We start from the raw sequence: 14940 nt of genomic DNA, 5'->3' as shown, positions 1-14940 counted from the left end.
TGTCATATTTGGAAAGGAAAAGTCCTCCTGTTCCGACGATCGACCGCGGCGAATGCGGGTAAACTCCTACGCTTCGATGCGGCTGCTCCCGAGCCGCGCCCGTCCACTTTCTGCGTTTCGCAGCACACACGGTCACGCCGCATGTCCGGAAAATCACAACGCCTCGTCGAGCTCGACTTCTTCCGGGGGCTCGTTCTGTTGATCATTGTCGTCGATCACATCGGCGGCAGCGTGCTGTCGCACTTCACGCTGCACGCCTTCGCGCTGAACGATGCCGCCGAGGTCTTCGTGTTCCTCGGCGGATTCGCTACCGCAACCGCTTACGTGTCGCTCTCCGAGCGTCGCTCTGAGCGCGCCGCACAGCTGCGCTTCGTCCGTCGCGCGTTCGAGATCTACCGCGCGTTTTTGATCACCGCCGCGCTGATGCTCGTCGCTACGTTTTTACTGCGTCCGTTTTATGGCCATGCGCCGAATCTCGTGCTGCACGACCTGGACACGCTGACGGCCGCGCCCGTGACGTCGATTGCTCAGATTCTGACGTTCGAGCGCCAGCCGTATCTGTCCGCCGTCCTGCCGATGTACGCGCTCTTCGCGCTGTCCGTTCCGTTCGTCTTGCCGCTCGCGCGCACGAAGCCGTGGCTGTTGCTCGGGCTGAGCCTGGCGTTGTGGTCGTTCGCGCCGGGCATCGGCGAATTCATGCCGTCCGTCGATGACAATCTCTGGGACTTCAATCCCGCAGCGTGGCAACTGATGTTCACGCTCGGCGTGCTCGCCCGCTGTCAGCCGGTCTATCAGCGGGTGGCGTCGCATCGCCTCGGCTGGGCCGTCAGCGCGGCCGCGCTCGCGGTGATCGTCGGCATGGCGTATTACAAGCTCCTCGTGCTGCCGCCCGTGCTGGAAAGCGCATTCAAGCGGGACCTGGCGGGCGCGCGCGTCGTCAATTTCCTTGCGATTGCGTGGATCGCGACGAACCTCGCGCGCTACGGCGTGGTGAAGGCGATTGCGAGCCGCCTTCCTTGGGTCGGCGCGGTAGGGCGGGACGGCATGGCGTGCTTCATCGCGGGCGCGGGGATCTCGCTCGTGGTCGATTCGATTCTCTTCACGCTTACGGACGGCCTCGTGAATGTGCCGGCCGGCGTAGCGGCGGACGCCATCGCGATAACGGCGCTGCTTGCCGTGCCGCGAGTGCGCCAGCCGGTCGCGAACTGGCTGGGTCTGCGGCCGCGTGTTCCGGCGGCAGCGGCTGCGGTTGCTGCGGCAGACAATCCCGTGCGCGGCATGCGTTGATCCACCGAAGAAGCACCGGCTGTCTGACGGTGCTTTTTTATTCTTCGGCGTGTGCAACTAACCGTCTTTCGTTTAGCGCACCGGCAAGTGGTCGCTCTGCTCGTGGCACGAGGCTTGCAGACATGGCGGCACATTCACAACAATTAAAGGCTTGCCATGCTCAAACTTGCCATCCTCTTCGCGGTCATTTCGGTGATTGCCGGCTTCTTTGGCTTCGGCCGCGTGTCGTCGGGCGCGGCAGGCATCGCGAAGATCTGCTTTTTCATCTTCCTCGTCCTGTTCGTCATCTTTCTGGTCGTTGCGATTTCGGCGGGCTCGCTCGTGCTCTAGACGCTGCCTCTCTGGCAACGGACGGTGCGCCGCGTAGGAGTTTCTTCGAATGAGACGGTCGCCCGGCGGCGCGATTCCGGCGGGCTCGCTTCTGAGCTGCCGGGTTCGCGGGCTCCGCAGCCGCGCCGGGAGAACGTCCATTTCGTGAGTGAAACCGCCTTCCGCAGACACGATTGCGCAGGCTCGCTGATGCTCAATGCGTTGCTACGTGGCCTCGACTCCGCGTCAAGGCTGGGCGCCTTTTGCAAAGGCGAAGTTGGTCTGGCGGCTCGATTTGTCGGGATCGCTATTTCAGCGTGCATTGCCGAGGCTCTGCCGCGTCGACTGTCGCGTTGCGAGGGCGTCTTCTTCGTGAAGAGGTTCGTCGTCTTGCGCGGCGCCGACGGGCGTCTGCTCGTCAGCTATCGGGATACCAGCGTGCGTGCCGTCGCTTGACTGCGTAGGTGACCGGAGCCGAATGCTGCTGTGATTCGGGCGACCGGCGCAGAAACGACGTCTCCGCGCGTGCCCCTGATCGCAGCGCAGATCTTCTCGACGAGGTCGAATCACGCCGCCCCAGCACTACGGCGCACAGAAAGCGCAGCGTCTAACTGCTTCCTTCGATCCGCCTCGCGTCCGCCGGTGCCGGCAGTCCTCCGCTATGGTCCTTCAACCCGACGCCCGTCAGCTTCAGCCGTCGCGCTTCGCTCAGCAGCCAGTGCAGCTTGAAGGCGGCGGCATCGTAACCGAGGCTTTCAGGGCGCACGTTCGAGATGCAATTGCGCTCGGCGTCGCTGCGTCCGGCGCGCGGTGCGTAGGTCACGTACAACCCGAGGCTGTCGGGCGAACTCAGACCCGGCCGCTCGCCGATCATCACGACGACAATCCGCGCCCGTAAAAGCTCACCGATGCAATCGCCCAGCGCGACGCGCGCCTGCGTCGCGATGACGACCGGGCCGATAATCCAGCCGTCGAGCATCGCGCGCAGTGTCGACAGCAGCGGCGCGGCGTGGCGCTGGGCGGCGAACGCCGACAAGCCGTCGGCGGCCACGAACACGACGTCGGGCGTTTCGCTGCCCTCGCTGGCGAAGGCCGCGAGCCGCTCGGCGCCGGCGTCGTCGAGCATACGGCCCAGATCCGGCCGACGTAGATAGTGCTCGCGATCCGGCGCGGCGCTCGCTACTTCCAGCGTGACGAATCCGGCCGCGCGCACCGCTTCGGCGAGCGAAGCCGTGTCGAGCGGCTGATGTACCGCGTCCCGCGCCTGCGCATGCGCTAGCTGAAATGCGAGCAAGGGTGCAGTCGGCAGGCTGCTGCCGGCGCGGCCGAGCGCGATGCGCGCGTTCGTGAAACGCCGCAGCGCGTCCCAAGGGTCCGCTTCGGCCGCGCGGCGGGTGGCGTCGTCCGTCATGAGTCGATCCAGTCGAGCAGCGGTTGTCCATCGGCGCGTGCGGAATGGGAAATCAGCCCGCCGTGCGCATCCGTGACGCGCATGTTCGCGAGCCAGGCTTCGAATTCGGGCGCGCGCTTCAGGTTCAGCACGCGGCGCACGTACAACGCGTCATGAAAGGACGTGCTCTGATAGTTGAGCATCACGTCATCCGCGCCGGGCACGCCCATGATGAAGTTGACGTTCGCGACGCCGAGCAGCGTCAGTAGCGTATCCATATCGTCCTGGTCCGCTTGCGCGTGATTCGTGTAGCAGATGTCGCAACCCATCGGCACGCCGAGCAGCTTGCCGCAGAAGTGATCTTCGAGGCCGGCGCGAATGATTTGGCGCCCGTCGTATAGATACTCCGGCCCGATGAATCCGACCACGGTGTTCGTCAGAAGCGGACGGAAATGGCGCGCGACCGCGTAGGCGCGCGCCTCGCACGTCTGCTGATCCACGCCGTGATGCGCGTTCGCGGACAGCGCGCTGCCCTGACCCGTTTCGAAGTACATGACGTTGTTGCCGACGGTTCCCCGTGCGAGCGACTGCGCCGCGTCGTGCGCTTCCTGCAACAGCGCGAGCGACACGCCGAAGCTGGCGTTGGCGCGCTCGGTGCCCGCAATCGACTGAAACACGAGATCGACGGGCGCGCCATGTTCGATCGCCGCGAGCGTGTTCGTGACGTGCGTGAGGACGCACGACTGCATCGGGACGTCGTAGCGCTGGCGGAAGTCGTCCATCATTGTGAGCAGCGCGGTGATGTCCGCAGGCGAATCCGAGGCCGGATTCACGCCGATGACGGCGTCGCCGCAGCCGTAGAAGAGGCCGTCGAGGATGGACGCGGCAATGCCTTTCGGATCGTCGGTCGGGTGATTCGGCTGGAGGCGCACGGACAGCCGTCCGGGCAAACCGATGGTCGTGCGAAAGCGCGTGACGACAGGGCGCTTTCTCGCGGCGAGAATCAGGTCCTGGTTGCGCATGAGCTTGGAGACGGCGGCGGCCATTTCGGGCGTCAGACCCATCTGCACGGCTTCGAGCGCGGCCGTGTCCGTCGCGTCGAAGAGCAGCCATTCGCGCAACTCGCCGACCGTCAGATGGGCAATCGGCGCGAAAGCAGCCGCGTCGTGAGTATCGACGATCAGCCGCGTGACTTCGTCCGCTTCATAGGGAATGAGCGGCTCGTCGAGGAACGCGCGCAACGGCACGTCCGCAAGCGCGATTTTCGCGGCGACGCGTTCTTCTTCCGTGGCCGCGGCGACGCCTGCCAGTTCGTCGCCGGAACGCTGCGGGCTCGCGCGGCCGAGTAGCGTCTTCAGATCGTCGAAACGGTAGCGGCGCACGCCGATGCTTGCCTGATAAGTCATCGATTCTCCTCGCCACGCGAGCGCAATTCGCGACGCCTTTACTGTAACCGCATCGCGTGCGCGCACAAAAATCCGCCGCAAACCCCGATTCTCCGCCCGTGCGATAATTTCGGGCTTCGCCGCCGCCGAATTGCGCTCAAATCCGTGAAAAATCTCCTCGTTTCGATCGACCGTCTTCAGGATTTCGATGAGATCGTCGATGTCCGCACGCCGCTCGAATTCGCCGAGGATCACATTCCGGGCGCAATCAACGCGCCGGTGCTCGAAAACGAAGAGCGCGTGATCGTCGGCACCATGTACAAACAGGTGTCGCCGTTCGAGGCCACGCGCGTCGGCGCGGCCATGGTCGCGCGCAATATCGCCCGTCATCTCGATACGCTCTTTGCCGACCGGCCGCGCAACTGGCGCCCGCTCATTTATTGCTGGCGCGGCGGGAAGCGCTCCGGCTCCATGACGACGTGGTTCAACATGATCGGCTGGCAGGCGCGTCAGCTCGATGGCGGCTACAAGAGTTATCGGCGCGATGTGCTTCAGGCACTCACGGCGCTGCCGGGGCAATTCCGCTTCATCGCGCTGATCGGCCACACGGGCAGCGGCAAGACGCGGCTCTTGAACGCGCTCGCGCAAGCCGGCGCACAGGTGCTGGACCTCGAAGGGCTCGCCGCGCACCGCGGCTCGCTGCTCGGCGCGTTGCCAGGACACCCGCAGCCATCGCAGAAGGCGTTCGATTCAGCGCTCGTCCACGCGTTGCGCGGCTTCGATCCGGCGAAGCCCGTTTTCATCGAGGCGGAAGGGCGGCGCATCGGCGCGCTGTCCACGCCGGACTCGCTGCTCGACAGCCTGCATGCGGCCGCGTGCGTGGAAATCGAAGCGCGCCGCGAGGACCGCATCGCGTTCCTGTTGCAGGACTACGCGCACCTTTTCGACGAGCCCGCGTTCTTCAAGGCACAGTTGTCGAAGCTCGTCGCGCTGCATAGTCGCGAGCGCGTGGAGCACTGGCATCAACTGATCGATGAAGGCGAGCGCGCCGCGCTTTTCGCCGAACTGATCGACCGGCATTACGATCCGGCGTACGGCCGCAGCAGCCGCGCGCTGTACACGCAGTTGCCGCACGCGGCGCATATGCTGTTTCGCCCGAACGACGCCGACAGCGTCGATCAGGCGAAGGCGCTGCTCGCGCAGTTGTCCGAGACGTCGCCTGCGCTCGGCTGATTTTCTTCTTTCTGATTCGACCAAGAATATGACCACGCTTCGACAACCCCGCGTCGCGCTCGGCTGGCTGGTGTTCCTGCTGATCGCCGTCGCGGGCCTCTACTATGTGAAATGGTTTCCGTACTACAACCGCGCGTTCGTCGCGGCGAGCCAGCATTCCATCGGCAAGTCCATTCTGATGGGCGTGTCCGCAAGCGCGCCGCAGCCCTCGTGGCACGCGGCGCTCGACTACGCGATGGCCTACGGTAAGGCGATCTGGCAGGCGATGGTGCTCGGTCTCTTGCTCGGCTCGGCGGTGCAGGCGCTGATTCCGCCGCAGTGGGTCGCGCGTGCCCTCGGCCAGCACAGCTTCGGCAGTGTCATCAACGGCGGGCTGATGTCCTTGCCCGGCATGATGTGCACGTGTTGCGCGGCGCCGGTCGTCGCGGGACTGCGGGCGCGTCAGGCGGCGCCGGGTGCGGCGATCGCGTTCTGGCTCGGCAACACCGTGCTGAATCCGGCGGCGCTCGTCTTCATGGGCTTCGTGCTCGGCTGGCAGTGGACCGGCTTGCGTCTCGTGCTAGGCGTCCTGATGGTCTTCGGCCTCGGCTACGCGGTGAACCGGATGGTGACGCCCGCACAGGCGGCGGCATCGCGCGAGGCGCTGGCGCAGCTCATCGAGGAAGACGAGCCGGGCACGGCGTTTTCGCGCTGGATCAAGATTCTCGGCCGCATGACGCTGCGGCTCGTGCCGGAGTACATCGTGCTGGTGCTGCTGCTCGGCGCGGCGCGCGCGTGGCTCTTTCCGCACATCGGGCCCGATATCGATAACGGCGTGCTGTGGATCGTCGCGTTCGCCGTCGCCGGGACGCTCTTCGTCATTCCGACGGCGGGCGAAGTACCCATCATCCAGGCGATGCTGTCGCTCGGCATGGCAGCCGGACCGGCGGGCGCGCTCCTGATGACGCTGCCGCCCGTGAGCGTACCGTCGATGGCGATGCTCGCCCGCTCGTTTCCAGCGAAAGTGCTGGCGTTCGTGGCGGGGGCGGTGGTGGTGTTCGGCGTCGTCGCAGGCACGATTGCGGCGACGCTCTTCTGACATTCGCCTCAGGGGCGCGCGGTTCAATGAATCGCCGTCCCGAGCCGGATCAACAGCTTGAACGGCAACGCCAGCAGCATCGCGCCGCCGACGCCGGCCATCCACAGCGCGACGAACCAGAAAACTTTCTTCGCACCCGTCATGGCAGCCGCGCCGCCGCGCTCAGTGGTAGTGATGTTCGCCATGGCGCACCTTTCCTCTGAATACCCAATACCCCAGCGTCGTGTACGCGATGATGACCGGCAGGATCACCGCCGCACCGACAATCGTAAATAGCTGGCTCGACCGTGGGGAAGCCGCATCCCAGATCGAGACGCCGGGAAAAATATCGTGCGGCGAAATGCTCGCGACCAGTCCCGCATAGCCGAGCACGACGAATCCGAGCGCGACGGCGAACGGCCGCTTCTCGTGGCGCGATGCAATCGATCGACGCATCGCCCAGGCGCATGCCACGACCAATACGGGCGCCGGCAACATGCGATAAAACAGCGGCGAATCGAACCAGCGCGACGCGATGCTCGCATCGAGCAACGGCGTCCACACGCTCACGACGGCAATCGTCGCGAGTTGCAGCAGCGTCAGCGGCCAGACCACGCGATACATGCGCCGCTGCAAGTCACCTTCGGTCTTCGCGATCAGCCAACATGCGCCGAGCAGCGCATACGTGACGACGAGCGCGCCGCCTGTGAACATGGAAAACGGCGTGAACCAGCCGAAGGCATCGCCGGAAAAGCGACCGTCCGCGACCGGAATGCCGTCGAGAAACGCGCCGAGCGCCACGCCCTGAAAGAAGGTCGCGCCCGCCGAGCCGCCGATGAACGCGAGGTCCCACATCGGCTTGGTACGCGACGCCTTCGCACGGATCTCGAACGACACGCCCCGGAAAATCAGGCACACGAGCATGAGCACGAGCGGCAGATAAAGCGCCGAGAGCACGGTGGAATAGACCATCGGGAACGCGGCGAAGAGGCCTGCGCCGCCGAGCACGAGCCACGTCTCGTTGCCGTCCCAGACGGGCGCGACGGTGTTCATCATCACGTCGCGATCGTGCTGGTCCGGAAAGAACGGAAAGAGAATGCCGATGCCGAGGTCGAAGCCGTCGAGCACCACATACATCAGGAGACCGAGCGCGATGATCGCGGCCCAGGCGAGTGTGAGGTCCATGGTCATGCTCCTTCTATGGACTGACTGGGCAAGGAAAGCGGGCGGCGCGCGGTGCCTTCCGAGAAGCCCGGCGTGTGCGGCGTCTCGCCGGGTAGCGCGGGCCCGTGGCGCAGCAGCTTCAGCAGGTAATAGATGCCCGTGCCGAAGACGATGGTGTACACGACCACGAACGCGAGCAGCGACACGCCGACTTGCTGCGCCGTGACGGGCGACACGGCGTCGGCTGTGCGCATCACACCGTAGACCACCCATGGCTGGCGGCCGGCTTCGGTCGTGACCCAGCCCGCGAGCAGCGTGATGAAGCCGGTCGGGCCCATGAAGAGCGCGAAGCGATGAAACCAGCGCGCGTCGAACAACTTGCGCTTGCGATGCAGCAGCCAACCGGCCACCGACATCAGGATCATCAGCACGCCGAGGCCCGCCATCACGCGAAAGCTCCAGAATACGATCGTCGAATTGGGCCGCTGGTCCTTCGGAAAAGACTTCAGGCCGCGGATTTCGCCGTCCCAGCTATGCGTGAGGATCAGGCTGCCGAGATGAGGAATCTGAACCGCGTATTTGGTGGTCTCGGCTTGCATGTCCGGAATGCCGAACACGTTCAGCGCGGTGCCGCCTTTTTCCGTGTCCCAAATGCCTTCTATCGCCGCGATCTTCGCCGGCTGGTATTCGCGCGTGTTGAGGCCGTGCGCATCGCCGACGAACGCCTGAATCGGCGTCAGCGCGAGCAGCAGCCACAGCGCCATCGAGAACGTCTTTTTGATCGCCGGATCGCGCCGGCCCTTCAGCAGATGCCATGCGCCCGTTGCCGCGACGACGAGCGCTGCCACGATGAACGCGGCAATCGCCATGTGCGCGAGCCGATACGGGAACGACGGATTGAAGATGATCGCGAACCAGTCGACCGGCACCACGTGATCGCCTTCGATGCGAAAGCCTTGCGGCGTCTGCATCCAGCTGTTGGAGGCGAGAATCCAGAACGTCGAGATGAGCGTGCCGATGGCGACCATCAGCGTCGCGCCGAAGTGCGCCTTCGGGCCGACCTTGTTCCAGCCGAATAGCATGATGCCGAGGAAGCCCGCTTCGAGGAAGAACGCGGTCATCACTTCGTAGGTCAGAAGCGGGCCGGTGACCGGACCGGCGAAACTGGAGAACCCGCCCCAGTTGGTGCCGAATTCGTAGGCCATGACGACGCCCGACACCACGCCCATGCCGAAGGCGACCGCGAAGACCTTCGACCAGAAGAGACACAGTTCCTTGTAGACCGGCTTGCCGGTTTTGAGCCACGCGCCTTCGAGCACGGCGATGAAGCTCGCGAGCCCGATGGAAAGCGCCGGAAAGATGATATGAAACGATACGGTGAACGCGAACTGTATTCGCGCCAGATCGAGTGCTTCAGGAGTCGATTGCATGATGACGTCTGCTACGTTGCGTGTTGCGGCCGAGCCGGCCGTGTTTCGATTTGCTTTGATGACGGGCAGAGCGTAGCGCTCAATCGTGCGGCGTGTTGCGCTGCGTCAGCGAAGGACGCTTGCGCGCAAATGCCGCAGTTTCGGAGCTTCGACGCGCTCAGACGCTTGATTCGCCAAGGTTTTCGAGATGCCGCATCTCACGCGGCGCCAGACGCGCGCTGGCATTGTCGCGACAATCGACCGCACTGCATCACGCGCGGCGCCGGACATTGGGCAATGCGTGCGCGTAGAAGTGCGCGGACGAACTTTGACGGACCGCCCGCGTAGAGAAAGGTGCGGGCGCGGGTACGATAATCGCTTTAGTGAGCAGCGCGCGACGCGCGACCATAACGGAGAAAAGAACATGCGCCTCGATGATGAAGCGGAGAGTCAGAACGTCGAAGACCGGCGCGGGTCCGGCGGATTCAGCATTGGCGGCGGCTCGATCGGGATCGGGACGATCATCGTCGCGCTGGCGGCGTCCTATTTTTTCGGCATCAATCCGATGACGATCATCAACGGCGCGCAGGTCCTGCACGGCAACGCGCCGCAACGCCAGGCCGCGCCCAGCGATGCCCCGCCCGCCAACGATGCGGGCGCGGTCTTCGTGCGTCGTGTCCTCGGCAATACGGAGCGCACGTGGGAGCACATCTTCCGCACGCAGTTCAATCAGGACTATCCGGCGCCCAAGCTCGTGCTGTTTTCGGGTGGCACTCAGACGGCGTGCGGCATGGGTCAAGCGGCGATGGGACCGTTCTACTGTCCGGCTGACCAGAAGGTGTATATCGATTTGTCGTTTTACCGCGAACTGCGCGACCGTTTCGGCGCGGGCGGCGACTTTGCACAGGCGTATGTGATCGCGCACGAGGTGGGGCATCACGTGCAAAACGTAATGGGCATTTCTGACAAGGTGGACCGTGCGCGTGCGCGGATGTCGCGTGAGCAGGCCAATGCGTTGTCTGTGCGCGTGGAGCTACAGGCCGATTGCTTCGCCGGCGTCTGGGCGGCCGTCGCTCAACGCGACAATGCAAAGCTGATCGAACCGGGAGACTTCGAGCAGGGTTTGAATGCGGCCGGGGCCATTGGTGACGATCGATTGCAGCAGGAAACGCAAGGGCGCGTGGTGCCGGAAGCCTTCACGCACGGGACGAGTGCGCAACGGCAGCGGTGGCTGCGGCGGGGGATGTCCACGGGGGATGTGCGGCAGTGTGATACGTTCTCCGCGCAGGGGTTATAACCCCTCGCGCACTCAGCCCAATTTATGCGCATAACACCGGTGCCACTCACGGCCGAGTACGGCTGCTCGCCGACTCCCAGCGGTCGCATCGGCTCAACTGCCGGGAAAGCCATCGGAAAAGAGCCTTTCGCTAGCGGCTTCGAAGTGCTGCATTATGCGCATAACACGCTGAAGCCATTCACGGCCGAGCACCACTGCGAGCCGGCTCTCACGGGCGCATCGGCTCAACTGCCGGGAAAGCCGTCGGGAAAGAGCCGTTCGATAGCGGCTTCGAAGTGCTGCACTGGCGCGGCGCCCCGCAGCGCGATAGGCGGGGGCGGCTCCTGCCCTGGCGCGGGTTCGCGCGACAACACGGCGAACGGAACGCCGGTCACGCCGATCTTTTTCGCGAATTCTTCGTCTTCGATGACAAGGTCCGTGTAGGTCCCGTCGTCGAGCGATTCCTCGAGCAGTTCGGGATCGACACCGCAGGTCGCGGCGATGTCCAGCAGCGCGTCGGTATCGCCGATATCGATGCCTTCTTCGAAGTACGCCTTGAAAATCGCGCGATGCACGACGTCGTAGCGGCCCGACTCACGCGCGAAAAGCGCCGTCTCGAACGCCTTGCGGCTGCGCGGCGCGACGGACGGCTGGCGCATGAGCAGCGCGCGCTCGTCGGCGAGCGGGCGCACCGACTTTTCCCACGATTCCGCGATGTGATCGCTGTTCGGATCGAGCAGCGGCGCGGGTTCCGGACGCAATTCGAACGCGTGCCAGCGAATCTCGACCGCGTCGCCGTAAGCATTGCGCAACTGGTCGAGCACCGGCGTTTCCAGATAGCAGAACGGGCAGACGAAGTCCGACCAGACGTCGATGAACAAAAGGGGCGTGGATGCCATGAAAGCCTCGGAACCGATGAAGTGCGGCGGCGTTCGCCTGCTCTAGCGAGCCGGCGTCGACCGCGAAGCCGCTATGTTAGCGCGTGCCGCCGCCCGCCGCGCCGGCCGCCTGGCGCCGCGCAGGCTCAGAAGCCGCCGTCGATCTCGATTTTGCTGCCGTCGAAGAAGCGCGACAGTCGGAACGCGTGCGGATCGACGAGCGGCGCGTCATTGGCCACGATATCGGCCATCAACTTGCCCGCGCCCGGACCGATGCCGAAGCCGTGTCCGGAGAATCCCGTGCCGATGAAGAGTCCCGGCACGCGCTCGACGCCCGAGATGATGGGCACCGCATCCGGCGTCACGTCGATATAACCGGCCCACGCCTGTTCCACCGTCAGCTGCGCGAGCGACGGGAATATCGCGCGGAATTCAGCCAGCGCCGTTTGGTTGAACGCTTCGACCGGCGCTGGATCGAGCGTGCGCACCTGTTCGAAGACCGTTGGCCGGTCGAGCGGCCAGCGGCGCGGGCGGCGCAATTCTTCGAAGAAGCGCGCGTTGAAACTGAGCTTGATAGACCCGAGCTGACTTTTGAGCGCAGGCAGGAACTTGCCGAAGAGACGAAAGCTGTCGGGCGTAATGTCGCTATAGCTGCGAAACGCGTTGGCAATCGAATAGCCGCCGTCCAGCCGCTTGCGATAGCCGACCGACTGGTTGCAAGCGCTCACTTCGGGGCCGTCCGGCAGCGGCGCCGTGCGCACGACCGAGGAACGCACCATCAATTGGGGCACGTCTACGCCGAGGTTCCCCGCGAAAAGCCTCGTCCACGCGCCGCCCGCGATTACCACGCTGTCGCAGCGAATCCGGCCGTATTCCGTGACGACGCCGCTCACCGCGCCGCCGCTCGTTTCGACGCCGCGCACCGCACACGGCATCGCGATCTTGACGCCGCGTTCGCGCAACGCGGCGGCCATTGCAGGCACGGCGCGCTGCGGTTCGGCGCGGCCGTCGCTCGGCGTGTAGATGCCGCCCGCGAAGCGCCGCACGGCGCCCGGCATCAGCGCGGCGGTTTCCTCGGGGGACACGATGCGCGAATCCAGCGCCTCGCGGCCGACTTTGGCGATAGCGCGCGCGAGCCACGCTTCATGATCGGCGAGGGCGTGGGCGTCGTCGGCGGCATACAAGATGCCGCATTCGCGATAGCCGCTGTCGATGCCCAGTTCCGCGTCCATGCGACGCCACAGCTTCAGGCTTTCGAGGCTGAGTTCCAGTTCGCGCAAGTCGCGGTGCGTCGCGCGGCACCAGCCCCAGTTGCGGCTCGACTGCTCGCCCGCTACGTGTCCCTTCTCGCACACGGCGACCGAAAGACCTTTCTCGGCAAGGAAGCGCGCCGTGCTGATGCCGATCACGCCGCCGCCCACGACAACGACATCCACGCGTTCTGGCAGCACTCGGTCTTCGGCGATGCGTTCGGTCGGCGGTCCCATGCTAGGCCGCTCCTCGGGCTGCGGCGGGTCGTGCAAGTGCATCCATGCTGTGAATGTGCCGATGAAATGGACGAGGCAAGCATCCTAAGGGAATCGGCGGCGGCTCGCCATATGAACAAAAGTCGTGCGTCGGCGCACTCTCTGCGTCACGAGCCTCGATCCGCTACGATGGACCCGATGCTTCGCGAGGCGCTTGCCGCGCGACGCGTCTATCGACAAGCGTCATCGAGACCGGGCGCGCCGTGCGCGGTGAGCCACGCGGGGCGAAAGCGCCCGGTCGAACGCAACTGAAACCATCTTCATGGAGAACTCTCGTGCAAAAGACTGCATCGGCTAAATGGAGCGGCGGCATCAAGGACGGCAAGGGTTTCATCTCGACGCAAACCGGCGTGCTGAACGAAGCGCCGTATGGATTCAAGTCGCGCTTCGAAGAAGGTCCGGGCACGAACCCCGAAGAGCTGATCGGCGCGGCGCACGCCGGCTGCTTCACGATGGCGCTCTCGCTGCAACTCGAACAGGCGGGCATGAAGGCGGAAAGCCTCGAAACGAAATCGACGGTGACGCTCGAGAAGGATGGCGAAGGCTTCACCATCACGTCGTGCCAGCTCGATTTGAAGGCGAAGATCCCCGGCGCAGACAAGGCCGCGTTCGACAAAGCCGCGCAGGCGGCGAAGGAAGGCTGTCCGGTATCGAAGCTCTTTGCCGGCAACGCCAAGATCACGCTGAACGCCGAACTCGAGTCGTGATTCGTCGCTGAGCGGGACATCGCGGACGGCTTTCGCCGTCCGTTTCGTTTTGTGTCGCGGCACTGCATGTCATCGTCGGCGCGCTGTCCGCCCGCTATCATGCCGATGGTCTATCGCCGTTCGCGAGGCGCTTTCCGCCCGCTTGCCGGCGATCCCTTCACCCGATCCGCCCGGAGCGCCGATGAAACTCAAGCTCGACTGGACTGCCATTGCGCCGATTCTCGCGCTTATCGTGCTCGGCGCGGCGGCGCTCATCCACGGCGCCTTGTTGACGGCGCTGGCGGCGGTCGCGCTGGCGTTTGCCGTGTTCGCTGCAGTGCATCACGCCGAGGTCGTCGCGCATCGGGTCGGGGAGCCGTTCGGCACGCTGGTGCTCGCGGTCGCGGTGACGGTCATCGAAGTGGCGCTGATCGTCTCCGTGATGCTTTCGGGCGGACCTGAGAAAGCGGCGCTGCCGCGCGATACCGTGTTCGCCGCGATCATGATCTGCGGCAACGGCATCGTCGGGTTGTGCCTGCTGCTGGGCGGCTTGCGGCATCACGTGCAAGACTTTCAACTGCAGGGCGCGAGCGCGGCGCTCGCCATTCTGTGCGCACTCTCCGTGCTGACGCTGGTGCTGCCCAACTTCACGAGCACGGTCGCAGGCCCGGCGCTCTCGACGTCGCAACTCGTCTTCGTCGGCGTAGTGTCGCTTGTGCTGTACATCGTGTTCGTCTTCGTGCAGACCATCCGCCATCGCGATTACTTCTTGCCGTTCGCGCCGAAGGCGACGTCGCCCGATGCCGCCGACGACGGCCCGCACGCCCCGCCACCGACGAACGCCCAAGCGTGGGCCGCGCTCGCGTTGCTAATGCTGTCGCTCGTCGCGGTGGTCGGGCTCGCCAAGCTGCTATCGCCGGCGGTCGAAGCGGGCGTGGCGGCGGCGGGTGCGCCCGAAGCGGTTGTCGGCGTCGTGATTGCCGCGCTCGTGCTGCTGCCCGAAGGCTTCGCTGCGCTGCGCGCCGCGCGGCTCGACCGCTTGCAGACGAGCCTGAATCTCGCGCTCGGCTCGGCGCTCGCGAGCATCGGGCTGACGATCCCGGCGGTGGCCGTGGTGTCGATCGCGATCGGCCAGCCCATCGCACTCGGCCTCGCGCCGAAGGAAATCACGATGCTTGCGCTCACGCTACTCGTCTCCGTGATCACGCTCGGCACAGGCCGGTCGACGGTGCTGCAAGGCGTCGTGCATCTCGTCATTTTCGCGGCGTTTCTGTTCCTTTCTGTCGTGCCGTGACGCGTCGCGTTTGCTACCATTCAGGGTTTTCCCGAAAGGGTTCAAC

At 65.0% G+C, this 14940-nt stretch carries 15 protein-coding genes; 8 read left to right on the top strand and 7 right to left on the bottom strand.

Going from position 1 to position 14940, the window contains the following annotated elements; translation table 11 throughout:
• The first annotated feature begins 141 nt into the window (after positions 1-141).
• The 3 genes from P9239_RS01690 to P9239_RS01680 all read left to right on the top strand — a co-directional run bounded on the left by P9239_RS01690 (position 142) and on the right by P9239_RS01680 (position 2052).
• Complete coding sequence (locus P9239_RS01690) at positions 142-1287, top strand: OpgC domain-containing protein (protein WP_309748776.1); 1146 nt, start codon at positions 142-144, stop codon at positions 1285-1287.
• Positions 1288-1443: 156 nt separating this feature from the next.
• Positions 1444-1617, top strand: coding sequence for a DUF1328 domain-containing protein (locus P9239_RS01685; protein WP_159833772.1), 174 nt, complete (start codon positions 1444-1446; stop codon positions 1615-1617).
• 144 nt (positions 1618-1761) lie between these two features.
• Positions 1762-2052, top strand: coding sequence for a hypothetical protein (locus P9239_RS01680; protein WP_309748775.1), 291 nt, complete (start codon positions 1762-1764; stop codon positions 2050-2052).
• A 151-nt stretch (positions 2053-2203) separates the two neighbouring features.
• On the opposite strand, the gene eutC is transcribed toward P9239_RS01680, so the two are convergent.
• Both eutC and P9239_RS01670 read right to left on the bottom strand, forming a co-directional pair.
• Positions 2204-3007, bottom strand: coding sequence for an ethanolamine ammonia-lyase subunit EutC (gene eutC / locus P9239_RS01675; RefSeq protein WP_309748774.1), 804 nt, complete (start codon positions 3005-3007; stop codon positions 2204-2206).
• Positions 3004-4392 (bottom strand): ethanolamine ammonia-lyase subunit EutB, encoded by a 1389-nt coding sequence (locus P9239_RS01670; RefSeq protein WP_309748773.1) that lies wholly within the window; start codon positions 4390-4392, stop codon positions 3004-3006. The genes eutC and P9239_RS01670 overlap by 4 nt, the downstream gene beginning before the upstream one ends.
• Before the next feature lie 144 nt (positions 4393-4536).
• Here P9239_RS01670 and mnmH point away from each other — a divergent pair, with 144 nt between their 5' ends.
• Positions 4537-5604, top strand: coding sequence for a tRNA 2-selenouridine(34) synthase MnmH (mnmH, locus tag P9239_RS01665; RefSeq protein ID WP_309748772.1), 1068 nt, complete (start codon positions 4537-4539; stop codon positions 5602-5604).
• 28 nt (positions 5605-5632) lie between these two features.
• Complete coding sequence (locus tag P9239_RS01660; RefSeq protein WP_309748771.1) at positions 5633-6682, top strand: permease; 1050 nt, start codon at positions 5633-5635, stop codon at positions 6680-6682.
• Between the two features lie 23 nt (positions 6683-6705).
• Here the strand turns inward: P9239_RS01660 and P9239_RS01655 are convergent, their stop codons facing one another.
• Genes P9239_RS01655 through P9239_RS01645 form a run of 3 tightly spaced genes read right to left on the bottom strand, consistent with a single transcriptional unit; the run spans position 6706 to position 9255 of the window.
• Positions 6706-6867 carry a hypothetical protein gene (locus tag P9239_RS01655; RefSeq protein WP_309748770.1) on the bottom strand — a complete coding sequence of 54 codons (162 nt, stop codon included), beginning with the start codon at positions 6865-6867 and terminating at the stop codon, positions 6706-6708.
• Positions 6845-7846 (bottom strand): cytochrome d ubiquinol oxidase subunit II, encoded by a 1002-nt coding sequence (cydB, locus tag P9239_RS01650; protein WP_309748769.1) that lies wholly within the window; start codon positions 7844-7846, stop codon positions 6845-6847. The genes P9239_RS01655 and cydB overlap by 23 nt, the downstream gene beginning before the upstream one ends.
• A gap of 2 nt (positions 7847-7848) precedes the next feature.
• A complete protein-coding gene (locus P9239_RS01645; protein WP_309748768.1) occupies positions 7849-9255 on the bottom strand; it encodes a cytochrome ubiquinol oxidase subunit I in 1407 nt (468 codons plus the stop codon).
• Between the two features lie 403 nt (positions 9256-9658).
• Here P9239_RS01645 and P9239_RS01640 point away from each other — a divergent pair, with 403 nt between their 5' ends.
• Positions 9659-10531, top strand: a complete 873-nt coding sequence (locus P9239_RS01640; protein ID WP_309749589.1) for a neutral zinc metallopeptidase — start codon at positions 9659-9661, stop codon at positions 10529-10531.
• A gap of 224 nt (positions 10532-10755) precedes the next feature.
• Here P9239_RS01640 and P9239_RS01635 read toward each other — a convergent pair whose 3' ends face one another.
• Together P9239_RS01635 and P9239_RS01630 are read right to left on the bottom strand one after the other, a co-directional pair.
• Positions 10756-11409, bottom strand: coding sequence for a DsbA family oxidoreductase (locus P9239_RS01635; RefSeq protein WP_309748767.1), 654 nt, complete (start codon positions 11407-11409; stop codon positions 10756-10758).
• 125 nt (positions 11410-11534) lie between these two features.
• Entirely contained in the window at positions 11535-12875 is a 1341-nt protein-coding gene (locus P9239_RS01630) for an FAD-binding oxidoreductase (protein ID WP_309748766.1), read from the bottom strand.
• Positions 12876-13189: 314 nt separating this feature from the next.
• Here P9239_RS01630 and P9239_RS01625 point away from each other — a divergent pair, with 314 nt between their 5' ends.
• Together P9239_RS01625 and P9239_RS01620 are read left to right on the top strand one after the other, a co-directional pair.
• Entirely contained in the window at positions 13190-13621 is a 432-nt protein-coding gene (locus tag P9239_RS01625) for an OsmC family protein (protein WP_175941681.1), read from the top strand.
• A 181-nt stretch (positions 13622-13802) separates the two neighbouring features.
• Positions 13803-14894, top strand: a complete 1092-nt coding sequence (locus tag P9239_RS01620) for an ionic transporter y4hA (protein WP_309748765.1) — start codon at positions 13803-13805, stop codon at positions 14892-14894.
• The last annotated feature ends 46 nt before the right edge of the window (positions 14895-14940 follow it).

This window comes from Caballeronia sp. LZ062 (assembly GCF_031450785.1).
GTDB lineage: Bacteria > Pseudomonadota > Gammaproteobacteria > Burkholderiales > Burkholderiaceae > Caballeronia.
This window is presented reverse-complemented; position numbering and strand designations above follow the sequence as displayed.

What these genes read in the sequence shown, in the direction of transcription:
- P9239_RS01660 (WP_309748771.1), top strand. Translation starts at nt 5,633, where the DNA reads ATGACCACGCTTCGACAACCCCGCGTCGCGCTCGGCTGGCTGGTGTTC.
- P9239_RS01670 (WP_309748773.1), bottom strand. Translation starts at nt 4,392, where the DNA reads ATGACTTATCAGGCAAGCATCGGCGTGCGCCGCTACCGTTTCGACGAT.
- P9239_RS01635 (WP_309748767.1), bottom strand. Translation starts at nt 11,409, where the DNA reads ATGGCATCCACGCCCCTTTTGTTCATCGACGTCTGGTCGGACTTCGTC.
- P9239_RS01645 (WP_309748768.1), bottom strand. Translation starts at nt 9,255, where the DNA reads ATGCAATCGACTCCTGAAGCACTCGATCTGGCGCGAATACAGTTCGCG.
- P9239_RS01655 (WP_309748770.1), bottom strand. Translation starts at nt 6,867, where the DNA reads ATGGCGAACATCACTACCACTGAGCGCGGCGGCGCGGCTGCCATGACG.
- cydB (WP_309748769.1), bottom strand. Translation starts at nt 7,846, where the DNA reads ATGGACCTCACACTCGCCTGGGCCGCGATCATCGCGCTCGGTCTCCTG.
- P9239_RS01640 (WP_309749589.1), top strand. Translation starts at nt 9,659, where the DNA reads ATGCGCCTCGATGATGAAGCGGAGAGTCAGAACGTCGAAGACCGGCGC.
- P9239_RS01620 (WP_309748765.1), top strand. Translation starts at nt 13,803, where the DNA reads ATGAAACTCAAGCTCGACTGGACTGCCATTGCGCCGATTCTCGCGCTT.
- P9239_RS01690 (WP_309748776.1), top strand. Translation starts at nt 142, where the DNA reads ATGTCCGGAAAATCACAACGCCTCGTCGAGCTCGACTTCTTCCGGGGG.
- P9239_RS01685 (WP_159833772.1), top strand. Translation starts at nt 1,444, where the DNA reads ATGCTCAAACTTGCCATCCTCTTCGCGGTCATTTCGGTGATTGCCGGC.
- P9239_RS01630 (WP_309748766.1), bottom strand. Translation starts at nt 12,875, where the DNA reads ATGGGACCGCCGACCGAACGCATCGCCGAAGACCGAGTGCTGCCAGAA.
- eutC (WP_309748774.1), bottom strand. Translation starts at nt 3,007, where the DNA reads ATGACGGACGACGCCACCCGCCGCGCGGCCGAAGCGGACCCTTGGGAC.